The sequence below is a fragment of the Corynebacterium sp. H78 genome, assembly GCF_037572275.1.
In the GTDB taxonomy this organism is placed as follows: Bacteria; Actinomycetota; Actinomycetes; order Mycobacteriales; family Mycobacteriaceae; genus Corynebacterium.
Genome location: NZ_JBBHKX010000002.1, coordinates 1028150 through 1051338, shown reverse-complemented (window position 1 = coordinate 1051338; position 23189 = coordinate 1028150). Strand labels below are relative to the sequence as shown.

Sequence of the window (23189 nt, the reverse complement as noted above, 5' to 3'; positions counted from 1 at the left end):
CCTCAGGCTACATTCATTCACGGATTTCCGAATGAAGAGTAATCCGTATTAACTATTTGCGATAACTAGAAGTCCAGGTGAGGTTCTGTAACAAAGTCGACGAGACGCTCAACTGCCCCGATAAGCGATGGCTCTAAATCACGGAAACTATTCACCGACGAGTACACGCGACGCCATCCGTCGGTCGGATCTCCCCAACCAAGCCTCTGGCACACCCCAGTTTTCCAATCTTCCCCATAGGGAACACTCGGCCACTCCCTTATCCCCACCGAAGCTGGCTTCACGGCTTGCCAAATATCGATGTAGGGATGCCCAGTTACCATCACGTGCTCTCCTACTCGTTGGGTCATCTTCGTCTCCTTGGAACCATCGACGAGGTGGTCGGCCAGCACACCAACCCGACGCTTAGGCCCAGGCTGGAACTCTGCGAGCTTATCTCCCAAGTTGTCCAGTCCTTCCAAGTGTTCGACGACGACGCCTTCTACCCGCAGGTCGTGCCCCCAAACTCGCTCGACAATGGCTGCGTCATGGATGCCCTCCACCCAGATTCGGCTTGGCAGCGCAACTCGTGCCTGCACGTTCTCCACCTTGCGGGAACCAGAAGCCGATCGCACCGTCCGCGGATCGACCTTCTTGGGTGCCGGGCGGGTGAGCGTAACTGGGGACCCGTCGATAAGAAAACCGCCGGGGCGCATTTTGAACAATTTGTTCTTGCCGTGGCGATCTTCGAGGCGCACAAACTCTCCGTCCGGCGTGCGCTCGCAACCAATAATGGCACCGACATAACCATCGAGGATTTCTTCAACGACCAACCCATTGTCCGCAGGCACTTCTGGCACTACCGGCCGTTGGCGGCGCTGATGCCCCTTCGCACCTGCGAAAATGTCTTGTCCTGCATATGGATCGCGAGAAGAATGTCGGTAGCTCATGGTGGCACTAGATTAGCAGCAACAAGGCGTCACTCGATGTCGCCCTTTGCCCTGCACACTTATCAAATCCCGCGCACCCATCGGCTACAGTGTGAGCGTTATGAAACGTACAGTCATCCACGAAGTTTGGACTCCAACTCAGCACCTCGCGCTATGGCTTGGTGCCTGGGTTACTGGTCACGAGGGATATGACTTCGTTTACGATGCCCTCGGACGCCTCGGCGGACCAGGCGCTTTGCTTGACGACGGTCCCAGCGTCGGCTTCGAGCTCACGGATGCGACAATCCCCGATGTTCTCGATGCGGATTCAGGCCTTGGCCGTGCAGACTTCCTGCGGTTGATTCGTGCGGTCACAGATGGCTCGGAATGGTCGCGCGAAACTGAGCCACCGGTACGCCTCATCTTGTCCGGTGCGGGAGATCCCCCATTGTTGCCTGCCGGCTTGGAGGTGGCACGCGAGGCGGCTGCTGCGGGAGCCGCGATCGTCGTCAAGGATGCCGAGCCAGAGTGGTCACACATCATTGTTCCAGCTCATGGGGGGAAACCGTGGCAGTGGTTTTCTACGGATGAATTGCTGCCGCAGCCACATCACCTGGGAATTGGTGAGGCTGACTACATGCTGGCGGAAGCGACCCGCCAGACCGCAGCCACGATTGCAGCGATGAATCCAGGTGCTTCAGCAGTTTCTGCACGGGGGATTCGTGGTTCGTCGACCCCCGATCCCCAGCTCATGGTTGGCATGCTGGATGATCACTTTGACCTTGCCCACATTCCTGATGCGGTGCCACGGCGGGCAGCATCGCTCATTGCTCGGGCAGACAAAGTGGCCTCCATTGTGACCGTTGCCCAAGGCGCGGAATCAGGCGTCGGTTCGGCAACGTTCGATCCGCAGCTCATTCCGTTGTGGTGCAACATTCGCATGGCCAGAATCGCAGCCGTTGATTACGCCGTGCGAGAATGGACGGCTGACTTCTAGCTGGCGTTTCGCTGACCACTAGCCACCGCTGAGCGGGTTACTAGCGCTGTGGCCGGCGCGTGGGCGTGCAGCAATTCGCTGCACACGAAGTGCCGTTGCACTGGGCACCGAGCAATGGCTCGGTGCCCAATCTACGGGCAGGAACCCCTTCGGTTCGTTCCTTGATCAGTTCCACAACCATTTCAGCAAAAGACCTTGACGGCCCTGGCGTTGCTACGCGTTCGATCGCGATGTCATGATGAGCCATCTCATCCTGCAATTCAGAATCGAGATCCCACACCACTTCGATGTGATCCGAGATAAAACCAATCGGACACACAACCGCGGCATCGCAACCGTCCGCGACCAATGCCTCAACATGATCGACGATGTCCGGTTCCAACCACGGCACATGCGCCGGACCGGAGCGGGATTGCCAGACCACATCGAAGTCAGACACGCCAACCTGCTTTGCGACGAGCCCCGCCGCTTCCCTCACCTGACGCGAGTACAAGAAACCGCCGTCAGCTACAGGACCCGATGCCTTATCTGCAGAAACAGGAATGGAATGAGCAGTGAAGACGAGGCGAGCTCGGTTGCGACGATCATCTGGCAACTTTGCGTATGCAGCCTCTACTGCAGCCGCGTACTCTCCGATAAACAATGGGTGGTCGTGAAAACCACGGAGCTTTTCCATATGGAATGCTGCGTCACCGAGACTTTCCCGTGCAGCGTCGATATCTTCCAGATACTGGCGACACCCTGAGTAGCCAGCCCATGCGCTCGTTGCAAAAACAAGTGCGTTCTGTACCCCAGCGTCTGCCATTTCACGAACAGTGTCGTTCACCATCGGATGCCAGTTGCGGTTACCGAAGTACACAGGCATCGATATGCCCTGACGGGTCAACTCTGCTTCGACGTTGGCAATGATCTCGCGGTTCAAATCATTAAGTGGGGATTTGCCACCGAAATGGAAGTAGTGCTCGCCTACTTCGTCGAGACGCTCTGGCGGAATACCACGACCGCGGGTCACGTTCTCGAGGAACGGACGAACATCTTCGACCTGCTCAGGACCACCGAAAGACAGGAGCAATAATGCGTCGTATGGCACGTGCTCAGCATCTGCATGTGAATCGCAATGACCCGATGAATTCATGGTGTTGAGCATATCCGTTAGACGAAAGAGAAATGAAAACGAGTGCCTACTCCGGAACGCGTCGAGCCGACCACAGCGAACCCGCAGCTGATAACGCAAGCACAGCAAACGCTGCGATCAGCCATGGCCGAGGGTTCTCAGCGCGACGGAGTTCATAGCCGATGTCAGCTGTGAGTTCACTATAGACATCGCGGAGCTGTTCCAACGACGATGCAGCGTAGAACTCCCCTTCAGTACGACGTGCAATCTCCATCAGCGAGTCATCATCATTCGGGACAGGGATCGTTTCGCCGTCGACCGTGATTTCACCTTCCCGCGTTCCAAAGGAAATCGTATTGACGGGAATGCCCGCCTTCGCAGCTTCGTCTGCCGCGGTGTACGCGCCACGAGGGTCGTCGAGTTCAGTAGGAATTGTCTGCTTTCCATCGCTCAGCATGACGACGGTCGCAGGTGGTGCGCCTTCGGTACCTTTGATTGACTCGCCAAACTGAGTAATCGCGTTCGTTGCCGCGGCGATAGCGTCGCCGGTTGCTGTGGCTGAGTCTAGGGTGGCACCTTCTAACGCTCGTGACACCGTCTCATGATCAGTTGTCGGGGTGACAGGAGTCTGCGTTCGACCTGAAAATGTCACGAGTCCAACGTTCAGATCATCCGGCAGTGAATCGATAAACTCCCGACCTGCTTCCTTCGCTGCGGTCAATCTATCCGGCTTGACATCTGTGGCTGACATTGAATATGAAACATCCACTACTAGCATGACTGTAGCGCGATTACGAGCCACTTTCGTCTCTGAAATGGGCCCCGCAATAGCAATCACCAACAGTGTCAAAGCTATGAGCGCTGACACTGGCCCGAGGTGCTTCAACCACGGATTACCTCTACCGCTGACGGACGCAACGATGGTGAAATTGCCGAAAGCAATCGCTCGTTCCTTCCGTTTGCGAACCACCCACGCATAGCCAACGCCGAAAACCACGGGTACTACCAGCGCGAGCAACCACCACGGATGCGCAAACCACGCAGTCATCAGCGCTCTCCCATCTGTCGGGCAAAGTCAGCGACCCAGTCATTATCTGTGCGCAGCGTGATTACTCGGGCACGTGCTCGTCGTAACGCAGCAAGCACGTCAATCTTATGTTCGGTTGCAGCCTGTTCATACCGGGTGCGGGTCTTGTCATCAATGGTGACTTCGAGAACTTCACCCGTCTCTGCATCCGCCATGACGACGGGACCATGCCCAGGCAATGCCTCATCCGCAGGGTCAACCAGTCGGATAGCTAGCACTTCGGTACGTGCACCTGCAACGCGAAGGGCCTGTGCCCAATTTATAGGGCCCAAGAAATCGGAAATGACAACGATGAGGCCTGCGCGTGGGGCCCGGTTGGCGATAGATGCGATATCCGAGTCGAGCGTTCCACCACCTTCATGTACGGCGACAGCCTGCACGAGTCGCATGGAGTGAGCTCGACCGGCCGATGGCGGTATGACTGTGGAATCAGCGATCAACCCGGTTCGGTCGCCTGGCCCGTCGTTGAGCAAAGCAACGGCCGCAGTGGCGGCGGTAAGGAGATGACGCTTCGATGTTGGACCCGAACCCGTCGACAGCCTCGCTGCGCAGTCAGCGATCACCCAGCATTCGAGTTCCCGCTCCGCCTCCGGATCACGAACATGCGCAATGCCCGTTCGTGCAGTGACCGCCCAATCCATTCGCCGGACATCATCGCCAACGACGTACTCGCGGGCGGAATCAGGATCGGTACCAGGGCCTGGATCTGCAGACGGAAAGGAACCACGCAGAAGACCATCGAGGCGACGAGTGACCGTGAGCTCCAGAAACCGGAGAACCCTACTCAGGTCCTCGGTAACTGGTTGCTGCGCTGGCTGCTCACTCATGCCTGGCCGGATACCTGTGGCAAACGAACTCGAGACAGCACCTGATCAATAATGTATTCAGGGGTAATGCCATCGGCGAGGCCTTCGTAAGAAAGAACTAGTCGGTGGCGCAGGACATCAGGAATCACCTCGGTGATGTCCTCTGGGATTACGTAGTCGCGTCCCTTCAACACGGCATTGGCTCGAGCCGCAGCAATAGTGCCGAGTGTCGCACGTGGCGACGCACCGTAACTGAGCCAACGCCCAACATCGGTCAGTTCTGCGCGCGAAGGATTACGCGTGAGTTCGACAACCGCCACAACGTAGTCGATCAGAGAATGATGCACAAAGACTTCCCGAGTCTTCTTCTGCAGCTCACGAACCACAACAGGTGTCAAAATCTGTCGCGCAGTCGGAGGTGTTGACCCCATCCGATAGACAATTTCGCGTTCCTCCGCAGGTGTTGGATAACCGACCTGAACTTTGAAGAGAAAACGGTCGCGCTGTGCCTCCGGCAATGGATACACGCCTTGGTTCTCAATCGGATTCTGCGTTGCCAACACCAGGAATGGCTCTGGGACACTACGGGTTACACCGGCGATGGACACCTGGTGCTCCGCCATGACTTCGAGAAGTGCAGATTGAACTTTCGCTGGTGCTCGGTTGATTTCGTCGGCAAGCACAACGTTTGCCATCACCGGACCAGGTTCAGTGATGAACTCGCCAGTGTCCTGCCGAAAAATACGCGTGCCGACGATGTCAGACGGCACTAAGTCCGGAGTGAACTGGATTCGCGAGAACGAACCGCCGATAACGGTGGCAAATGTTGAGACTGCCAGCGTCTTTGCAACGCCCGGAACGCCCTCAAGCAAAACGTGGCCGCCGGACAGCATCGCAACCACCAACTGGCGGCAGAGATGCTCTTGTCCAACGACCACCTGGCTCATTTCGGCCAGTACTCGCTGCAAATCTGGAGCAGATTCTGGAACCGTTGCGTTGGTATTGACGTTGACGGTCACAGAAGAACTCCTTTAGGCGGTGATTAGAGCAAACGAACGACGTTTGGTGTCATTCCGTTATAGCGGACTGGAGAAATCTTCACGACATCACCAGACTGCGGTGCTTCGATCATTGTGCCATCACCGAGGTAGATGGCGACATGTCCGTGTCCGTTCGGTCCCCAGAACAGCAGGTCACCACGCTGCATCTGTGACACTGGGTAGTGGGTGCCCTTCTGGTACTGGTAACCCGTGTAGTGCGGAAGCGTAATACCAACTGCCGCATATGCGTACAGGGTCAGGCCAGAGCAGTCGAAGCCAATCTTGTTGTAGTCACCGTGAGAGTCTGCAACGCCACCATCGCGGATACCCTTGGTAGGGCCGTTAGCGTCACCGCCACCCCAGGCGTATGGCTGACCAAGCTGAGCCATGGCCCGAGAGATGACCAGTTCAATCTGCTGGTCGCGAGAGCCGGAGCTGGTGGAACCCTCTTCTGGGTTGCTTGGGGTCGAGGTCTGAACGGTCGTGCCTGTGGTGGTACCGGCCGTCGATTCGGTGCTTTCCGAAGAAGACTCAGCGTTATCCGTCGTGGAGTCAGACGAGTCAGAATCCGTTGACTCAGAATCGGTCGAGTCGGACTCGGTAGAGCTGGAATCGGTATCGTCCGTGGATTCCGTCGTATCGGTTGGCTCAGCATTGTCCGTGGACTCCGTGGAGTCGGAGGAATCAGTGGAACCAGTGGAATCAGACGTTTCTACTTCCTCGGTCGACTGTGCGGACTCGGAAGACTTCGGCGTAGTCGTCGATGGAGTCGTTGTGGTCGTAGATGTCGACTCTTCGGACTCTTCAGCAGACTCGTCCTGAGTAGTGCTGGTGGAACCATTCGATCCGTTCGACCCGGTCGACTCGTGTGCAGATTCAGAATCAGTAGAGGTAGATCCGGAACCCACGGTACCATCTTGCTCGGCCTGTTCAACAGCGGAGTCCGCTGCCTTCTGAGCTGCTTCGTTCTCTGCCTTACGACGTTCAGCGTCATTACTCCAACCAGGGCTGTCGGCATTTAGTGCCTCAACTGCCTTACGAGCTGCATCCAGGGCTGCCTGTGCAGAATCACGGTCAAAGACAGCCTTGTCGTACGCCGCCTGTTCGGTCTGCAACGCAGCAGCCGCCTCATCAAGAGCAGTCTGAGCATCCGTCTGATGCTTCGCTGCGACGTCCTCGGCCTGCTCGGCTCGATTCTTCTTCGCACGAAGATCCGATTCAGCGTTTGCATCCTTGGAGCGGGCACGGTCGAGGCGTTCGACGAGCGCGCGCTGCTTATCAGCTTCACGACGAAGCGCAGCCGCACGGTTCAAAGCGTCCGATACACCCTCAGCGCCATTCAGCGATGGGCTGCCGTTATTGCCCTGTCGCATGACAGACCGAGCTATCTTGTCGAATTCTTGCTGTGCTTCTCGAAGCTGCTTACGCGTCGAGTTGAAAACCGCGCGGGCATCGTCAACTGCGCTACGTGCCTTGTCTGCATCGCTGCGTGCACGGTCCAGGTCGACCATCGACTTGTTGACGTCCTCACGAAGCGTTCCCATGCGAAGCTCAAGCTCCGCTACGGCGCGCTCTCGTGTCGAGACGTCGGACACCAGGGTCTGCAAGACATTGTTGGCATCGCGTGCGGCACCTTCTGCCTGTGCAATGGTGTCGTCAGATACACGCTGCGGAGTTGCAGACGCGGTCTGTGCGTTCGTCGCGATGAATGCAGCGACAACGACACCTGCTACAGGCCGTGTCCAGCCTTTCGCATAAGAATTCCGGCTCAGTGCCACCTGGTCTCCTCGGTTAAATCAGCAAATCGTAAAGGGGTGACACTTGACCTTCGATGACATGCGTACGAAACCGAGCCTTGCGACGATCGCCTCGTTGGCGACAGCGTAAAGCGCAGTCACGCACCCATGCCTGCGTAACGACATGCATTTTGTCCGAGAAGGCAACTTCCCCATTGCCTGGATGTGCATGTCTGCGACGCGAGTGACAGGAGTCAAGCATCATGACTAGAAAGGATTCAGCCGAATAGGCTTCTTCCTCACTAAGCATCATGGGAAACGCTACGGCACAGATGCAACTAAAAGAACAGTTGTCACAGAATTCTCATGCAATGCATTGGCTGTGACGATTTCGTTATCTATCGTGGCCTGCACTTTTGCTAGGGCATAGAAATAGTGTGAGATGTGTCACATTTAGGGTGAGAGTCCGCGTGTCATCGTGACGGGATCGTGATAACAGGTAGTCGAGACTGTCGCCCGTCAAGGAATGTCGCTTGACTAGAGGTGGAGTTGTTACCAAAGAAGAGCGAGTTATCCAGAGTTTCAGTTGGAACTAGGCGTGGGAACGCTTCCACCACTGGACAATGAGGGTCGAGAAAATGGCCACGATGGCAATGCCGACGATCAGACTGTAGATAGTCCATGGGATCACCCAGTCAGTCAGCTCGGTGAGAAACTTGTTAAGTCCGTCCGGGTATTCCGATCCGGTTGAGACCATCGCGTACTGGGCCCGATCTAGCGCGGCGCGCGGAAATTCATCTGATGCCGCTGCGGCGAGTGATGGAGACCGCACTACCGCAGTACCGCCATCAGCCTCGACGATCTGGCGGGCTAAGTTCATGAGTTGTGCGTCAACTTGGGGGTCTATGTCGACCGCTACAATTTTGAGGTTGTCGATACCTCGGCCACTGGCATCGTCGACAAGTCCGCGCAGGCTTGCTTCCAGTTGTGGGTTACTAGTGAATATCTGATCCTTGTGGAGTTCGCTCATCACCGAGTCGAAGTTGAGGTCCGAGACGGATACCTCAGTATTCGACTGCTGTGCTGCAGTGGTTGGCATGGTGCGCTCCTCGCATATCTCTTGATTTCCATAGGTTTACATAAGATCCACGGAAATTGATGGAAGCGTGGCCGGACTGTATGGGATCACGGGAAAACAAACGTAACGTGGCATCTCGGTGTCCGATTAGTGATCTGCGGGTGTACCCCTAATGCGGCGCGCCACCAGAAGGTAAATGCAACATAACGCTCGTACTGTTATCCTGTTGGATAGGACGATTGAGAGTAGCCGGGCATTACTGTCTGATCTCTTTCGCGCCATGTGCTGGCACGCGGGGCCTTAGGTTTTTCGAGTGCATTTGGCCTTTGGCCGGTACACAACTCACCCGAGCAAAGAATTGGAGCATCCTGTGACTGATAGCAAGAACTCCTTCAATGCCAAGAAGACTCTCGAGGTTGGCGGAAAGTCTTATGACTACTTCGCTCTCGATGCAGTTGAAGGCATGGAGAAGCTTCCATACTCACTGAAGGTTCTTGGAGAGAACCTCTTGCGCAACGAAGACGGCGCAAACATTACCGAAGAGCACATCAAGGCTATTGCTAACTGGGATGCTTCGGCTGAGCCGTCCATCGAGATCCAGTTCACGCCAGCTCGCGTCATCATGCAGGACTTCACCGGTGTTGCATGTGTCGTTGACCTCGCTACCATGCGCGAAGCAGTGAAGACCCTGGGCGGCGACCCAGACAAGGTCAACCCTCTCAACCCAGCTGAGATGGTCATTGACCACTCCGTCATCATCGAAGCATTCGGTTCTGCTGATGCTTTGGAGAAGAACGTTGAGATCGAGTACCAGCGCAACGAAGAGCGTTACAAGCTGCTCCGTTGGGGCACTGGCGCATTCTCTAACTTCCGCGTTGTTCCTCCAGGAACCGGTATTGTCCACCAGGTCAACATTGAGTACCTGGCTCGCGTTGTCTTCGACAACGACGGCCTGGCTTACCCAGACACCTGTGTTGGTACCGACTCCCACACCACCATGGAAAACGGCCTGGGCGTTCTGGGCTGGGGCGTTGGTGGCATTGAGGCTGAGGCAGCGATGCTCGGCCAGCCAATCTCCATGCTCATTCCTCGCGTTGTCGGCTTCAAGCTGACCGGCGACATCAACCCAGGTGTTACCGCTACCGACGTTGTTCTCACCATCACCGACATGCTGCGCCAGCATGGTGTCGTCGGTAAGTTCGTTGAGTTCTACGGCCAGGGCGTCTCCAAGCTGCCACTGGCAAACCGTGCAACCATCGGCAACATGTCGCCAGAGTTCGGCTCGACGGCCGCAATGTTCCCGATCGACGATGAAACCATCAAGTACCTGGCACTGACCGGTCGCGATGAAGAAACCCTTGCTCGCGTCGAGGCTTACGCCAAGGCTCAGGGCATGTGGTTGGACGAGAACACCCCAGACGCTGAGTACTCTGAGTACCTCGAGCTGGATCTGTCCACCGTTGTACCTTCCATTGCTGGCCCGAAGCGTCCACAGGACCGCATCGAGCTGACTTCCTCCAAGGAGCAGTTCCGCAAGGATCTGCACAACTACTCCGATGGCCAGGTTAAGGACGTCGTCAAGGCTTCCGCTCCAGAAGGCATCGAAGTAAATGACTACAACGAGTCCCGCGAGGGTAACGGCGAGTCCGCAGCTTCATCCGCTGAGGGTCGCCCATCGTCCCCAATCACCGTTCAGTCTCCAAAGGGCGGCGAGTACACGCTCGACCACGGCATGGTTGCAATCGCTTCCATCACTTCTTGCACCAATACCTCTAACCCATCCGTAATGGTGGGTGCAGGTCTGCTGGCTCGCAAGGCACTGGAGAAGGGCCTGAAGGCTAAGCCATGGGTCAAGACCATTATGGCTCCAGGTTCGCAGGTCGTTAACGGCTACTACGACCGCGCTGACCTGTGGAAGGACTTCGAGGGTCTGGGCTTCTACCTCGCAGGCTTCGGCTGTGCTACCTGTATTGGTAACTCCGGCCCACTGCCAGCAGAAGTTTCCTCTGCTATCAACGAGGCTGACCTGGCTGCAACCGCAGTTCTGTCCGGTAACCGTAACTTCGAAGGTCGCATCTCCCCAGATGTGAAGATGAACTACTTGGCTTCGCCAATCCTGGTCATCGCCTACGCAATTGCCGGCACCATGGACTTCGACTTCGAAACTGACGCACTTGGTCAGGACGCAGATGGCAACGACGTCTTCCTGAAGGACATCTGGCCATCCACCGAGGAAATCGAATCCACCATCCAGGCTTCCATTTCCTCCGAGCTGTACGACGAGGACTACAAGGACGTCTTCGCTGGTGACGAGCGCTGGCAGAACCTGCCAACCCCAGAAGGCAAGACCTACGCATGGGAGGACTCCTCGTCCTACATCCGTAAGGCTCCTTACTTCGATGACATGGACATGGAGCCAACTCCAGTTTCTGACATCCAGGGTGCTCGCGTTTTGGCTGCACTGGGCGACTCGGTCACCACCGACCACATCTCCCCTGCATCTTCTATTAAGCCAGGCACTCCAGCTGCTCAGTACCTGGATTCCATGGGCGTTGCTCGCCACGACTACAACTCGCTGGGCGCCCGTCGTGGTAACCACGAGGTCATGGTTCGCGGTACCTTCGCTAACATCCGTCTGCAGAACCAGCTTCTCGACGGCGTTACCGGTGGCTACACCCGTGACTTCACCCAGGAGGGTGGCCCACAGGCATTCATCTACGATGCCGCTCAGAACTACAAGGCTGCAGGCACCCCACTGGTTGTTATCGGTGGTAAGGAGTACGGCACCGGTTCGTCCCGTGACTGGGCTGCAAAGGGTACCCTGCTGCTCGGCGTCAAGGCTGTCATTGCTGAGTCCTTCGAGCGTATTCACCGTTCGAACCTGATCGGCATGGGCGTCGTTCCACTGCAGTTCCCTGAGGGCGAGTCCTGGAAGTCCCTGGGCATCGACGGCACTGAGACCTTCGATATCGCTGGTATCGAGGAGCTCAACGAGGGCACCACGCCTAAGACCGTCAAGGTCACTGTCACCAAGGAAAACGGCGAGTCCTTCGACTTCGACGCTGTAGTCCGCATCGACACCCCGGGTGAGGCTGATTACTACCGCCACGGTGGCATTCTGCAGTACGTTCTGCGCAACATGATTAACGGCTAAGTACTTCGTCGTTAAGCTCATGTGCTTGACAACGCAGGGGCCGAGTTAGTTAGTTGCTTTTGCGACAGCTGACCCGGCCCCTGTTGCGTCTCACAGTGCGTTCAGCGGAATCAACCAACTACATAGTGGATAGAAGGTAGTTCCCATGCCGAAGGTCAGTGTTCAAGACCTTGCGTTACGTCGACGGGAGATTCTCGACGGTGCACGACGCTGCTTTACGGAGTTCGGCTATGACGGGGCGACCGTCGCCAGGTTGGAAGAAGCCACCGGTAAGTCTCGTGGTGCGATTTTCCACCATTTCGGTTCTAAAGAAGGTCTCTTTCTTGCACTCGCGGAAGAAGACGCTTCTCGAATGGCGGAGGTGACTACCAGTTCTGGATTAGTTGAGGTGATGCGAGATATCGTGACGCATCCAGAGCAGCATGGCTGGCTCGGTACTCGACTAGAAATTGTTCGTCGGCTACGCACTGACAGTGAGTTTCGCGCGCAATGGATGGAACATCAGGAGCAGCTTGACGAGGCTGTGCAGCTTCGACTGCAAGAGACTGCGGCTACTGGTTCCCTTCGGTCGGATTTCCCGCCGGAAACATTGCAGCTATTACTCGAGTTGGTGCTCGACGGCATTATCTCCAGGCTGGCGTCGGGACGCACAGTTGAGGGAATGGATAGAGTTCTCGACCTGGTAGAGACGTCTCTTCGTTCTCATGACTCGTAGCTCGACACCTATAGGTGCCCGGTAGACCCGCTTCGTGTGCAAAAAGACCCCCGGATAGTTGGTTCAGGCCAGCTTTCTAGGGGTATTTTTCATGAATAGGTAGTGGTCAGGCTAGAATTTTCGTTATGGAAAATGGTCGGTATTTGTTGGTTGCTATGCGCGATGGCGAAGAAGCCGCTCGCTCAGAGTATCTCGATTTTCTCGAATCCTCGGGTTTGGCTGAATCCGACCTTGTGCATTTTCCCATTACCTCGCTGACCGTCGATCTTCCCGACTTATCCCAGTTTGACGGTGTGTTTGTTGGTGGCAGCCCATTCAACGTGACGGACTGGGAGCACAGCGACCTGCAGAAGCATTCCCATGACCTACTGTTCGAGATCTTGAACTCTCCTGTTCCAGCGTTGCTGACCTGCTACGGCACGAGCTATACCGCATTTACCATGGGTGGCCAGGTCAACCGCGAGTTTTCAGAGGAAGCTGGCACGACGGAAGTTCAGCTCACAGCGGAGGCGGCAAGCGACCCCATCGCGTCGACCTTGCCGGACACCTTCTTCGCACTGACAGGACACAAAGAATGCGTCGTACAGCTTCCAGATGAGGCAGTTCTCCTCGCTACCGGCCCATCCTGCCCGCACCAGATGTACCGGATTCATTACCGAAATTGGGTGACGCAGTTCCACCCCGAGATGAATGCCGATGGTTTGCTCCGCCGTATGAACTTTTATGCGGACAAGGGGTATTTCGATCCTGCAGAGCTCGATTCTATTGAAAGTGAGATCCGGTCAGTAGACTTGACCGCAGCAGGTCAAGTTATTACTGGTTTTATGAACTATTGTTCATTTGTGAAGTCGAAGAACTCGTAGTCGAACGGGCGTGAGCGTTGGTGTTGCAGAACCAATTGACTAAATTGCCATTTCGGAGCGCATCGCCGGTTCCTTCGGTGGAAGTCGCGATTCTGCGTGCTGGTGCCCTTGTCATCGCTCTCACTGCAACTTTGTGGAAGCTTGAGTCGATCACGAAGTCCTTTCCCGATGGTCTACTTTTCGAGCATTGGTATCCCGTCAGTTCGGTTCTCCTCTTTTTCTCAATCAACTTCGTACTCGTCTACGCCGCGATTGTCGGACACAAGGCACTACTGCAGCTGGTATTGCGCTTGCCACTAGTTGCCACGTTGCTGGCGGCGTGCGGTGTTTTTCTTTACGACGGCTACCAGTCGGTCGAATCCGCCAACGCGGTGTGGTTCCTCAGCTTCGCGGGCATCGCTGCGGTGAGCTTTTCGCTGACATCGTCCTTCCGCGCCAGCATCGTTGTCCTCATTGTGTTGCCTGGCCTACTGGCGATCTTGAACTCGCTGCTCATGGATGTTACGGATCCAATAGAGATCTTCGCGGATTCTGGCTTTTCCGTTGTTCTTTCCTTCCCTTTTTTGGTTTTCGCGGGTGCGGCTAGGCGAGTATCACAGCTGATCGACGCCACGGATGATGTCACTCGTCGTACCAATGCTGATGCAGTCCACGCACGTATTCGCGCCGAAGAATTGAAACGTTTCGGTGCCTACGTGCACGACTATGTACTGACTGAACTGTCGGCGATCGCCAATGGATTGAAGACCGATTTCAAGTCTGACGAAGCCATCGCTACCGTGTTCAATTTCAACGAGCGAGTCGAGGTGTCGCGTCTTGTCACTGTGGTGGAACGCAGAATCGGTCAAATCACACCTGGTTGCAAAGTAAGTTTTCAAGCGACGGAGTCGCATGCATCTCTGCTTATTCCCGGTAGCGTTGCCAACACGATGTTGCTTGCGGTATCCGAAGCCGCTCGTAATTCTTCCCGGCATGCTGGTCAACGGGCTCGCCGCTGGTGCACAATCAACATCAAACCTGGTCAGTTGGCAATTGCGTATAGCGATGATGGTGTCGGTTTCGAAGTCGAGGACATTAATCCAGGCTCTGCTGGTGTACGGCTCAGTATCGTCGGGCGAATGGACTCGTTGGATGGTGGCCGGGCCGTCGTTAGCTCCGAACCTGGTCGTGGGACCAGCGTTGAGTTGGAATGGGAAGGCGAGACTGTCGAAGCGACGAAGCCACTCGCCGAAATGAATGCCGATATGCCAATGTACGACCTCATGGGCATGGCGATGGTGTTCTCCCCTCAATACTGGCTTGCGCTCAACGTTGTGTTGTTGCTGGTAGCGCTTACCTCTGGCCAGTTGTTGACCCCTCTGGGTTTTACGACGTACGCCACTTGCGTCGTATTACTCGGTGTATTGATGCAGGGGCACTTCGATACGTTGCCAACGCGTCGGTCGATGCTGATCACCGTCGGAATGATGATGCTGTCTGTTGTTGGCCTCTATCAGGACTTGGGACCACTCACCGAATGGGTGACGCTGTGGCACTTCAGCATGGTGTCGCTGCTGGGCGCATTGTTAGCGATGAGAGGTCGCCCCTTCATGGCCGTAATTGCTGTTTTGGGAGCCGCGTTAGCAATCGAACTACTACGATTGACAGGCCTCATGGATCATCCCGATATCAATGGTTTCGCCTTGCTTACGCGATGCGTAATGACGGCCGCTGGCGTGCTATCGATCGTGACGGTTCGGTACTTGCTCCGTCGCCTCCCCGATGCCATCAACCATTACAACCTAGCCATCGCAGATGCCAGTGCCGCTGAAGCATACGAGGATGCACGACGCTCGAACTACAGCTGGTTGGAAGACCAGGTATCGCCAGTTTTCGATGCAGCTCGTATCCTGGACACGCCGACGCCCGCACTTCGTAAGCGAGCGCGACTGACCGAACTGCGACTCCGCGATCATTTGCGTTCACCACGACTTAATCAGCCGAGTTTGCAAGCATGCGTGTGGGATGCGCGTTCCCGTGGAGTAACCGTCACCCTTCTCGACGATCGCAGCCACAGCCCTATCGACCAACAAATGGAATCCACGACACAGCGGCGTGCGGTCGATTCTGGTCTGGCTCGGCTCATGCCAGAGTTTATGATGGCACTAGATGCTGCCGAGACAGGGACTGTGACCATTCGATTGCTTCCTCCCGGTAGGAAGGCCTTTGCATCAATTTCTGACGAGAATGGAGTGCAAAGATTTACCTCGGAGGGAACAAAACTCTAGTTTGGTGCATCTCATCTACAGACGCGTCGCAAAGCTTCATTTTGTGACTGCGTGTCCGTAGTACGCCGACAGAAACGAAAACGAGAACAATGACCACCTCAGACTTCACTACCGGTTCCTACTTCTATGACGCATCAGCGGCGAAGCGCCGGATCGTGGCGATCGACGATCATGAGTTGTCTTTGCGTGGCTTGTCCGCATTGATCGCGGAAGCCTCTGACCTGGAATTAGTTGGCACGTATCCGACTGTGCCAGCGCTACTGCAGAGTACGGACAGTACTGATCAGCTTGATCTTGTCATCCTTGATTTGCGGTTGGCTGATGACTCTGACCCGGCTCAGAACGTTTTGGCTTTGGAGCTGGTAACCGAAAACGTACTAATTTTGTCGTCGGCGGAGAGCCCGTACCTCGTTCGTAAAGCGCTGCGAACGGGTGTGCTGGGAGTCGTTCAAAAGTCGGAGAAACCCGAGAATATCTTGGATGCTATTCGGCTTGCGTGTGAGGGCAAGGGTGCTTTGTCAACGGAGTGGGCATCTGTCGTTGATTCTGATCCGCTTATCGATACTGTCGATCTTTCGGACCGGCAGCGCGAAGTCCTGGAACTATACGCTTCCGGTGAATCGACGAAGCGGGTAGCAACCATGACCGGGCTGACATCAAATACTGTTCTCGACTATTTGGGTCGAATTCGAGCAAAATATGCTGCTGCTGGTCGCGCCAAGCACAGCCCCAACAAATCGGAAATGTATCGATTAGCTCAAGAAGATGGGTACCTTCCAGGTCCAACTGATCCGCTCAGCAGGTAAATGCCCAAGGAAATAGAGCTCCTACCTGAGTAAACGGCGCAAACGGCACCACCCAAACAATTTCTTGCCGTGCTGCCCCATTAACTTGTGTCTTTTCATACACGATGAAATGTCGGGATACTATACTGAGGTAATATCGCTGGTGAATACAATTCAGCTAGTTCAGTTGATGCATTGATAGGGAGCTAAATAATGACGCGAACAATCGATCTTTCTTCTGCCATCCGTGGTGGTGCGGGTCGTGCGTCTGTAGATGTACCTCAGCTGACTGAGCGGGAAGCTCAGGTGCTGCGCCTATGGTTGACATCGCGGAGTAAGGCCGAAGTAGCTGAAGCACTCGATGTTTCTGAAAATACCGTGCGCACTCATATCTCTCGTGTTCGTGCTAAGTACCAGTATTTTGGGCACAACGTCTCGACGAAGCAGTTGCTTTTCCGTCGGGCAGTTAGTGACGGATTGATCTAGAAACAGCGTGTGGCGCTTCGGCTTGCTGTCGGGTAGCGGCTGTGAGCTATAGGATGCGACCGCCACATTCTCTCATGCCAACAATGTATTTGTTGGTGAAGTGGCGTTGAGCTGCCCTAGCTACCGGCGCGCCCAGTCGTGCCAACCACCAAGCATGCTTTGAGAAAGCGCGACAACCTCCAGTGACGCTAGCGTCGTCGTGAAGCTGCAGTTCAAAGGTTTCCTCGCCACATTCCACATGCCCCGCCATGGTTCCGTACGTGAGCCGAACCAAACGACCAGTTCGCTTAATGTCGAAGACATAACATGGTGATTGTGTCCCTGCGATTGACAGCGTGACGACGTCGCCGACGGTGGCTTCTTCCGTGCTGCCGCTTGATAACACCGAGATGCCAGCGAGCGCGTGGACTTGCCACGTCAGCAGGCCACGAGCTGCGGACTCAAAAAATTCGCGGCCATGGCCGATGTGCCGATGCTGGTCAACGATGTGCCAACCACTAAGCGTCGCAGTTGTACGCAGAGAACTGCTGTCAGAAAGGTCGATAGACAGCCCTGCTAGTTCCTGCGGATACGTGCATGGCCACGGCTCGATCATCTCTATGTCTTCCCTTTTGTCAGTGCTTACGCTAGTTCGACGATTTCCATGTATTCGTCGCTCCACAGATCCTCAGTACCGTCCGGCAAAATGATGACTCGCTCCGGTTCAAGCGCCTCGACAGCACCTGGATCATGGGTAACCAGCACGACAGCGCCCTCATAAGTCCTCAATGCGTCCAGAACCTGCTCGCGAGAAATGGGGTCGAGGTTGTTTGTCGGCTCGTCGAGAAGCAATACGTTGGCGCGGGAACTGACTAGTCCTGCGAGAGCCAATCGGGTTTTTTCACCACCAGAGAGCGTGCCAGCTGGTTGCTGCAATTGGTCACCGGAAAACATGAATGCGCCGAGCAGGCTGCGAAGCTCAGGTTCGTTAACATCAGGGCAGGTTGCGACTGTGTTTTCCCAGACAGACCAATCGGGATTGATGGTGTCGTGCTCCTGGGCAAAGTAGCCGATCTTGAGGCCATGTCCGGTGACGATGCCACCTTCGCCGTCGGTGCGCTCCACTCCAGCAAGTAGTTTCAGCAGCGTGGTTTTGCCCGCACCGTTAAAACCTAGAACAACAACGCGAGAGCCCTTGTCGATTGCGAGATCGACACCCGCGAAAACTTCTAAGGACCCGTACATTTTGGTGAGGCCTTTGGCGTTCATCGGCGTCTTGCCACACGGAGCTGGCTCCGGGAAGCGGATGTGCGCGACCTTGTCTGCGACGCGAACCTCGTCGAGGCTATTGATCATGCGTTCAGCACGAGCAACCATCTGCTTTGCAGCCTTGGCCTTTGTAGCTTTTGCGCCCAACTTGTCCGCTTGTTGACGCAGCGCTGAGGCCTTCTTCTCCGCATTTGCGCGCTCCCGGCGACGACGAGCCTCATCGGTCGCCCGCGCATCGAGGTACTTCTTCCAGCCCATATTGTAAACGTCAGCTTCAGCGCGCACCGCATCGAGGAACCAGACCTTATTACAAACGGCCTCGAGGAGCTCCACATCGTGCGAAATCATAATGAGTCCGCCTTCATGCTTCTGCAGGAATCCACGCAGCCAGGTAATTGAATCAGCATCGAGGTGGTTCGTCGGCTCGTCGAGAAGCAGAGTTGTGGCAGACTTTCCTGCACCTTCTGAAGCCGCAAAGAGGATTTGGGCTAGTTCGACACGACGGCGCTGGCCACCAGACAGCGTCCGTAACTCCTGATCGAGAACGCGTTCTGGCAAACCCAGCGCATCACAAATACGCGCTGCCTCAGAGTTTGCTTCGTAACCACCTAAGTCGTGATACCGCTCTTCCAGTCGAGAATACTTGCGAATCGCCTTGTCCCGCTGGGAGTCATCGAGAGTCGTCTCCATGATCTCTTGTTGACGGTCCATGCTGCGCAGGATCTGATCCAGCCCGCGAGCAGAAAGGACACGGTCACGAGCCGTCTGCTCGATATTGCCTTCGCGGCTGTCCTGTGGCAGATAGCCAATCGGTCCCGACGAGGTCACCGTGCCACCATATGGTTCCGTCTCACCTGACAAGATGCGCATGGTAGTGGTCTTACCGGCGCCATTTCGGCCGACAAGACCGATGCGGTCGCCTGGCTGCACTCGCAGCTGCTCTCCTGGCGCGGTGAGCAAGGTGCGAGCGCCGACACGGACTTCGAGATCATGGGTGACAATCACGTCGGGAAAGCCTACCAGCGTGTATCCCTGATTAAGGTATAGGCATGTCACCCATGCTTCATGTCGCAGGCCTTGGCCCCGCCGGAAGGATTCTCGCTCATCGCGCTGCTGCGCATGGCTGGGACGTCACGGCCTTCGATCCGACTGGCGGATCACTGCCCTCGACAATAGGCGTGTGGGCTGATCAGATGCCCGACTGGGCGCCTGCCAACTTTCTTGCATCAAGGTTCGCTCCACGCATTGTGCTTTACGACGGCACTGAGCGGGCGCTTTCCCATCTCTACGGCATCGTGGACCCACAGGTATTCGGGTCATTATCCGGTTTTGCGGTCGAGGAGTCTCAATATCCTTCGTCCCATCGAGATGAAGCCACAACGGACCTCGTTGTCGTAAATGCGACGAACTCTGGGCCACATCTGCCTATCCGTCAGATTGCGTATGGGCAGGTCTTCCCTGCGTCCGCGATTCCGCTAGAACACAGAGTGCCAGTTCTCATGGACTTCCGGTCGGTAGGCGAAGCTGAGGCAGATGACACGTCAGTCGCTACTTTCTCTTATCGACTGCCGTTGGGCGATGGAACATGGCTAATTGAAGAAACAATCCTCGCAGTACAGATAACCGATTCAGTCACTGGAACGGCATGCGAAGGACTGGTTCGTTCCAATCAGAAGCATCGGTTGGCGCGGCTGGGCATTGACGCCACTATGGCTGTCGATGAGGAATACGTGAGCTTCCCTCTTGGGCCAGCGAGGATTCCTATGCACCTTTCAGTCCTCCATACTGTCGCTACGCGACTCCCATCGTGGGCTAAACCGCGGACACAAAGGGAACCTGCGCAACGATTCGGTTCCGGCGGTGGCTGGATGCATCCTGCAACTGGCTACAGCGTTGGTCAGGTACTCAGTGACGCCGATGCCGCACTCGCGCTACTCCGCGCTGGGAAGCACTTGACACCGCCAGGAGGATGGTTGCTAGCTCACATACGCCGGCGGGGCCTGGCAGCACTCCTGTCCTTTTCCCCCGAGCAACTTCGATACTTCTTTACTGCGTTCTTCTCGTTGCCAGAGGAAGATATTTACACTTATCTCGCTGGTGGCCGTGAGCGATTCGTCGTCATGCGAACACTGGAAGTAATGGCCAAAATAGCGGTGCCGTTGGGAAAGAAGTCACCGTCGACCTTGTGGCGATTGATTGTTTCTTTTCTGTGGGGGCTTTAGGCGCCGAGGAGCGCACTCTATCGATTAAGTACTGTAAGAGCGGGATTACGGTCGTCAAAATGAATCTGCGATGAGGAATTCACGAGCTTACCCAGCAAAAAGACCGCGAGGTTAACTTAAGGTAAACGTCCGTTCGGGATATGCTTGCAAACATGAATTCCACGACGTCGGAGAACCCGACTACTGGTGGCAGCTATTCCGGTGACCAACTTCAACGAAAGTTGCGTACGCGCCACCTCAACATGATTGCTATTGGCGGTGCCATTGGTACCGGCCTGTTCGTCGCCTCGGGTGCCACAATTTCGCAAGCTGGTCCTGGCGGTGCACTCGCAGCATATGCACTGATTGGCCTGATGGTGTGGCTTGTTATGCAGTCGCTTGGCGAAATGGCTGCGTATTTGCCCGTTGCAGGCTCATTCCAGGAATATGGAACCCGCTATGTCTCCCCTAGCTTCGGCTTCGCAATGGGCTGGAACTATTGGTTTAACTGGGCGATTACCGTCGCTGCTGAGCTGGTCGCGGCATCATTGGTCATGCGGTATTGGTTCCCCGATACTCCGGCGGTTTTATGGTCTGCGCTTTTCCTTCTCATTCTCTTCCTGCTGAATGCGCTGTCCGCTCGAGCATTTGGTGAAGGCGAATTTTGGTTCGCAACCATCAAGGTTGTCACGGTTATCGTCTTCCTCGTGCTCGGTGTGTGCATGATTTTCGGAATCCTCGGTGGTAGTTCGCCAGGATTCGAAAATTGGACCGCGGGCGAAGCTCCGTTTGTCAACGGCGGCATGGGCCTTCTAGCTGTGTTCATCGTCGCTGGTTATTCATTCCAGGGCACAGAGATGGTGGGTGTTGCTGCTGGAGAAGCCGAGGATCCAGAGCGCACTATTCCACGAGCTATTCGCACGATTTTCTGGCGTATTCTGCTGTTCTACATCGGTGCCATTGCAGTTATCGGTTTCCTCATTGCCTACACAGATCCGAATCTTTTGAACTCAGCGGAAGACAATATTGCTGTTAGCCCGTTCACGCTGGTCTTCGATCGTGCTGGTATCGCGGTGGCTGCAGGTCTTATGAACGCCGTAATTTTGACCTCGGTTCTGTCCGCAGGAAACTCGGGACTCTACGTATCCACGCGCATGCTGTTCTCCCTCGCCCGTCAGGGCCAGGCTCCGCGTATGTTCGGCGAACTCAATAACCGTGGCATTCCAATGAAGGCTCTCCTTGCGACGACCGTCATCGGCATGGCTGGTTTCATTACTTCGCTGGTCGGAGATGGCGTAGCGTACACATTCCTGTTGACGCTGTCGGCACTCGCTGGATTTATCACGTGGATTGGTATCTCGTATAGCCACTACAAGTTCCGGAAGTGCTTGGCAGCTCAAAATGTGTCGCTGGAGACTTTGCCGTACAAGGCTAACTTCTTCCCTGCTGGCGCTATCGTCGCCCTCTTCATGTGTTTTGCGGTCGTCATTGGTCAGGCGTATGAACCGGCAACGACCGGCCAGAACTGGTTTGCGATCCTGACCCCATACCTGGGCATCCCAGTGTTCTTGGCACTGTGGTTGATTCATAAGAAGGTCACGGGGTCGTCTGCAGTAGATCCGAAGACCGCTGATCTCAGCCGCGAGTAAGTTCGCAAAACCCGGATACAACAAAGCGCACCAACCACGTCGTGGAAAACGACAGGTTGGTGCGCTTTGTTTATGGTCGCTCTACGTCAATCCGCAGGTTTACACAGAGAAGCCGAGGGCACGCATTTGCTCGCGTCCATCCTCAGAGATCATGTGAGGACCCCATGCTGGAGACCATACCCAGTTGAGCTTGTATGCGGTGATTCCCTCCACCTGCATCACTTCAGATTCTGTCTGGGCAGTCAACATGTCCGTCAATGGACACGCTGGAGAGGTCAGCGTCATATGGATGACGGCTACCGACTCGTCTTCGATCCAAATGTCGTATACGAGGCCAAGATCAACAACATTGATGCCCAGCTCCGGGTCTACGACTTCGTACATTGCCTCTTCGACGTCGAATGCGAGTTGCTCATCGGCCTGAGTCTGATCTGGGCGAGGTGGCACAGTCATCGACTGGCTGGCATCACTATCCAGAGAAGATTCTGGCATCTGCTCGGTTTCTTCTGGTCGTGGCTGGTTTGCTTCAGTCATGAGTTCATTCACTCCTTTGGGTGAGCTACAGCGTAACCGTGGCGGAACCTTCGCCACCGTTTTCCTGAGCATTACTAATTGCTTCGGCTGCAGCAGCCTGGAATGCCTTCCATCCCAGCAACGCGCACTTGACGCGTGCTGGATACTTGGACACACCTGCGAAGGCGACACCATCACCAATGATGTCTTCGTCGCCCTCAATCTTTCCGCGGGAAGTTACCATGCGCTCGAATTCATCGAGCTTTTCCATTGCCTTTGCGACGGGTTGCCCCACAAGCTCTTCCGCCATAACAGAGGTGGAAGCTTGCGAAATAGAGCATCCCACAGCTTCGTACGACACATCAGCAACCTGAGTGCAGTTGTCAGCCAACTTCACGCGCAATGTCAATTCGTCGCCACACGAGGGGTTCACGTGGTGTACTTCGGCATCATAAGGATCGCGAAGTCCGCTGTGCTGCGGGTGCTTGTAGTGATCCAGGATGACTTCCTGGTACATCTGCTCTAATTTCACGGTGCTACTC

The 23189-nt window shown here is 55.6% G+C and carries 20 protein-coding genes; 9 read left to right on the top strand and 11 right to left on the bottom strand.

Annotated elements, in window-relative coordinates:
• Positions 1 to 65 precede the first annotated feature (65 nt).
• The gene (locus WG934_RS05885; RefSeq protein ID WP_339989094.1) at positions 66 to 929 is read right to left on the bottom strand and encodes a DUF3097 domain-containing protein; all 864 of its coding nucleotides are present in this window, start codon (positions 927 to 929) and stop codon (positions 66 to 68) included.
• Positions 930 to 1029: 100 nt separating this feature from the next.
• On the opposite strand from WG934_RS05885, the gene WG934_RS05880 reads away from it, so the two are divergent.
• Entirely contained in the window at positions 1030 to 1905 is an 876-nt protein-coding gene (locus WG934_RS05880) for a hypothetical protein (RefSeq protein ID WP_339989092.1), read from the top strand.
• 40 nt (positions 1906 to 1945) lie between these two features.
• Here WG934_RS05880 and WG934_RS05875 read toward each other — a convergent pair whose 3' ends face one another.
• From WG934_RS05875 to WG934_RS05850, 6 genes are all read right to left on the bottom strand, one after another.
• Positions 1946 to 3040 carry a ferrochelatase gene (locus WG934_RS05875; RefSeq protein ID WP_339989091.1) on the bottom strand — a complete coding sequence of 365 codons (1095 nt, stop codon included), beginning with the start codon at positions 3038 to 3040 and terminating at the stop codon, positions 1946 to 1948.
• Positions 3041 to 3086: 46 nt separating this feature from the next.
• Positions 3087 to 4067 carry a VWA domain-containing protein gene (locus WG934_RS05870; RefSeq protein WP_339978480.1) on the bottom strand — a complete coding sequence of 327 codons (981 nt, stop codon included), beginning with the start codon at positions 4065 to 4067 and terminating at the stop codon, positions 3087 to 3089.
• Positions 4067 to 4933 carry a DUF58 domain-containing protein gene (locus WG934_RS05865; RefSeq protein WP_339989089.1) on the bottom strand — a complete coding sequence of 289 codons (867 nt, stop codon included), beginning with the start codon at positions 4931 to 4933 and terminating at the stop codon, positions 4067 to 4069. Before WG934_RS05865 ends, WG934_RS05870 begins: the two co-directional genes overlap by 1 nt.
• Positions 4930 to 5931: an AAA family ATPase gene (locus tag WG934_RS05860; protein ID WP_445228188.1), complete on the bottom strand. Its 1002-nt coding sequence runs from the start codon at positions 5929 to 5931 to the stop codon at positions 4930 to 4932. Before WG934_RS05860 ends, WG934_RS05865 begins: the two co-directional genes overlap by 4 nt.
• 23 nt (positions 5932 to 5954) lie before the next feature.
• Positions 5955 to 7730 (bottom strand): DIP1281 family NlpC/P60 protein, encoded by a 1776-nt coding sequence (locus WG934_RS05855; protein WP_339989087.1) that lies wholly within the window; start codon positions 7728 to 7730, stop codon positions 5955 to 5957.
• Between the two features lie 550 nt (positions 7731 to 8280).
• A complete protein-coding gene (locus tag WG934_RS05850) occupies positions 8281 to 8787 on the bottom strand; it encodes an Rv1476 family membrane protein (RefSeq protein WP_339989085.1) in 507 nt (168 codons plus the stop codon).
• Positions 8788 to 9136: 349 nt separating this feature from the next.
• Between WG934_RS05850 and acnA the strand changes: the two genes are divergently transcribed.
• From acnA to WG934_RS05820, 6 genes are all read left to right on the top strand, one after another.
• Positions 9137 to 11920, top strand: coding sequence for an aconitate hydratase AcnA (gene acnA, locus WG934_RS05845; RefSeq protein WP_339989083.1), 2784 nt, complete (start codon positions 9137 to 9139; stop codon positions 11918 to 11920).
• Positions 11921 to 12065: 145 nt separating this feature from the next.
• The gene (locus WG934_RS05840) at positions 12066 to 12635 is read left to right on the top strand and encodes a TetR/AcrR family transcriptional regulator (RefSeq protein ID WP_339978470.1); all 570 of its coding nucleotides are present in this window, start codon (positions 12066 to 12068) and stop codon (positions 12633 to 12635) included.
• Positions 12636 to 12760: 125 nt separating this feature from the next.
• Positions 12761 to 13498 (top strand): glutamine amidotransferase-related protein, encoded by a 738-nt coding sequence (locus WG934_RS05835; protein WP_339989080.1) that lies wholly within the window; start codon positions 12761 to 12763, stop codon positions 13496 to 13498.
• 35 nt (positions 13499 to 13533) lie between these two features.
• Positions 13534 to 15765, top strand: coding sequence for a sensor histidine kinase (locus tag WG934_RS05830; protein WP_339978466.1), 2232 nt, complete (start codon positions 13534 to 13536; stop codon positions 15763 to 15765).
• Positions 15766 to 15854: 89 nt separating this feature from the next.
• The gene (locus WG934_RS05825; protein WP_339989076.1) at positions 15855 to 16571 is read left to right on the top strand and encodes a response regulator transcription factor; all 717 of its coding nucleotides are present in this window, start codon (positions 15855 to 15857) and stop codon (positions 16569 to 16571) included.
• Positions 16572 to 16763: 192 nt separating this feature from the next.
• Positions 16764 to 17036 (top strand): response regulator transcription factor, encoded by a 273-nt coding sequence (locus WG934_RS05820; RefSeq protein WP_339978462.1) that lies wholly within the window; start codon positions 16764 to 16766, stop codon positions 17034 to 17036.
• Between the two features lie 46 nt (positions 17037 to 17082).
• On the opposite strand, the gene WG934_RS05815 is transcribed toward WG934_RS05820, so the two are convergent.
• Positions 17083 to 17631: a DUF1990 domain-containing protein gene (locus tag WG934_RS05815; RefSeq protein ID WP_339978460.1), complete on the bottom strand. Its 549-nt coding sequence runs from the start codon at positions 17629 to 17631 to the stop codon at positions 17083 to 17085.
• Between the two features lie 26 nt (positions 17632 to 17657).
• A complete protein-coding gene (locus tag WG934_RS05810; protein ID WP_339978459.1) occupies positions 17658 to 19289 on the bottom strand; it encodes an ABC-F family ATP-binding cassette domain-containing protein in 1632 nt (543 codons plus the stop codon).
• 44 nt (positions 19290 to 19333) lie between these two features.
• Here WG934_RS05810 and WG934_RS05805 point away from each other — a divergent pair, with 44 nt between their 5' ends.
• Together WG934_RS05805 and WG934_RS05800 are read left to right on the top strand one after the other, a co-directional pair.
• Entirely contained in the window at positions 19334 to 20506 is a 1173-nt protein-coding gene (locus tag WG934_RS05805; protein ID WP_339989074.1) for a lycopene cyclase family protein, read from the top strand.
• A 152-nt stretch (positions 20507 to 20658) separates the two neighbouring features.
• Positions 20659 to 22134, top strand: a complete 1476-nt coding sequence (locus tag WG934_RS05800; protein WP_339978455.1) for an amino acid permease — start codon at positions 20659 to 20661, stop codon at positions 22132 to 22134.
• A gap of 99 nt (positions 22135 to 22233) precedes the next feature.
• On the opposite strand, the gene WG934_RS05795 is transcribed toward WG934_RS05800, so the two are convergent.
• Together WG934_RS05795 and sufU are read right to left on the bottom strand one after the other, a co-directional pair.
• Complete coding sequence (locus tag WG934_RS05795) at positions 22234 to 22668, bottom strand: metal-sulfur cluster assembly factor (protein ID WP_445228187.1); 435 nt, start codon at positions 22666 to 22668, stop codon at positions 22234 to 22236.
• Positions 22669 to 22693: 25 nt separating this feature from the next.
• Positions 22694 to 23179, bottom strand: coding sequence for a Fe-S cluster assembly sulfur transfer protein SufU (gene sufU / locus WG934_RS05790; RefSeq protein ID WP_339978453.1), 486 nt, complete (start codon positions 23177 to 23179; stop codon positions 22694 to 22696).
• Positions 23180 to 23189 lie beyond the last annotated feature (10 nt).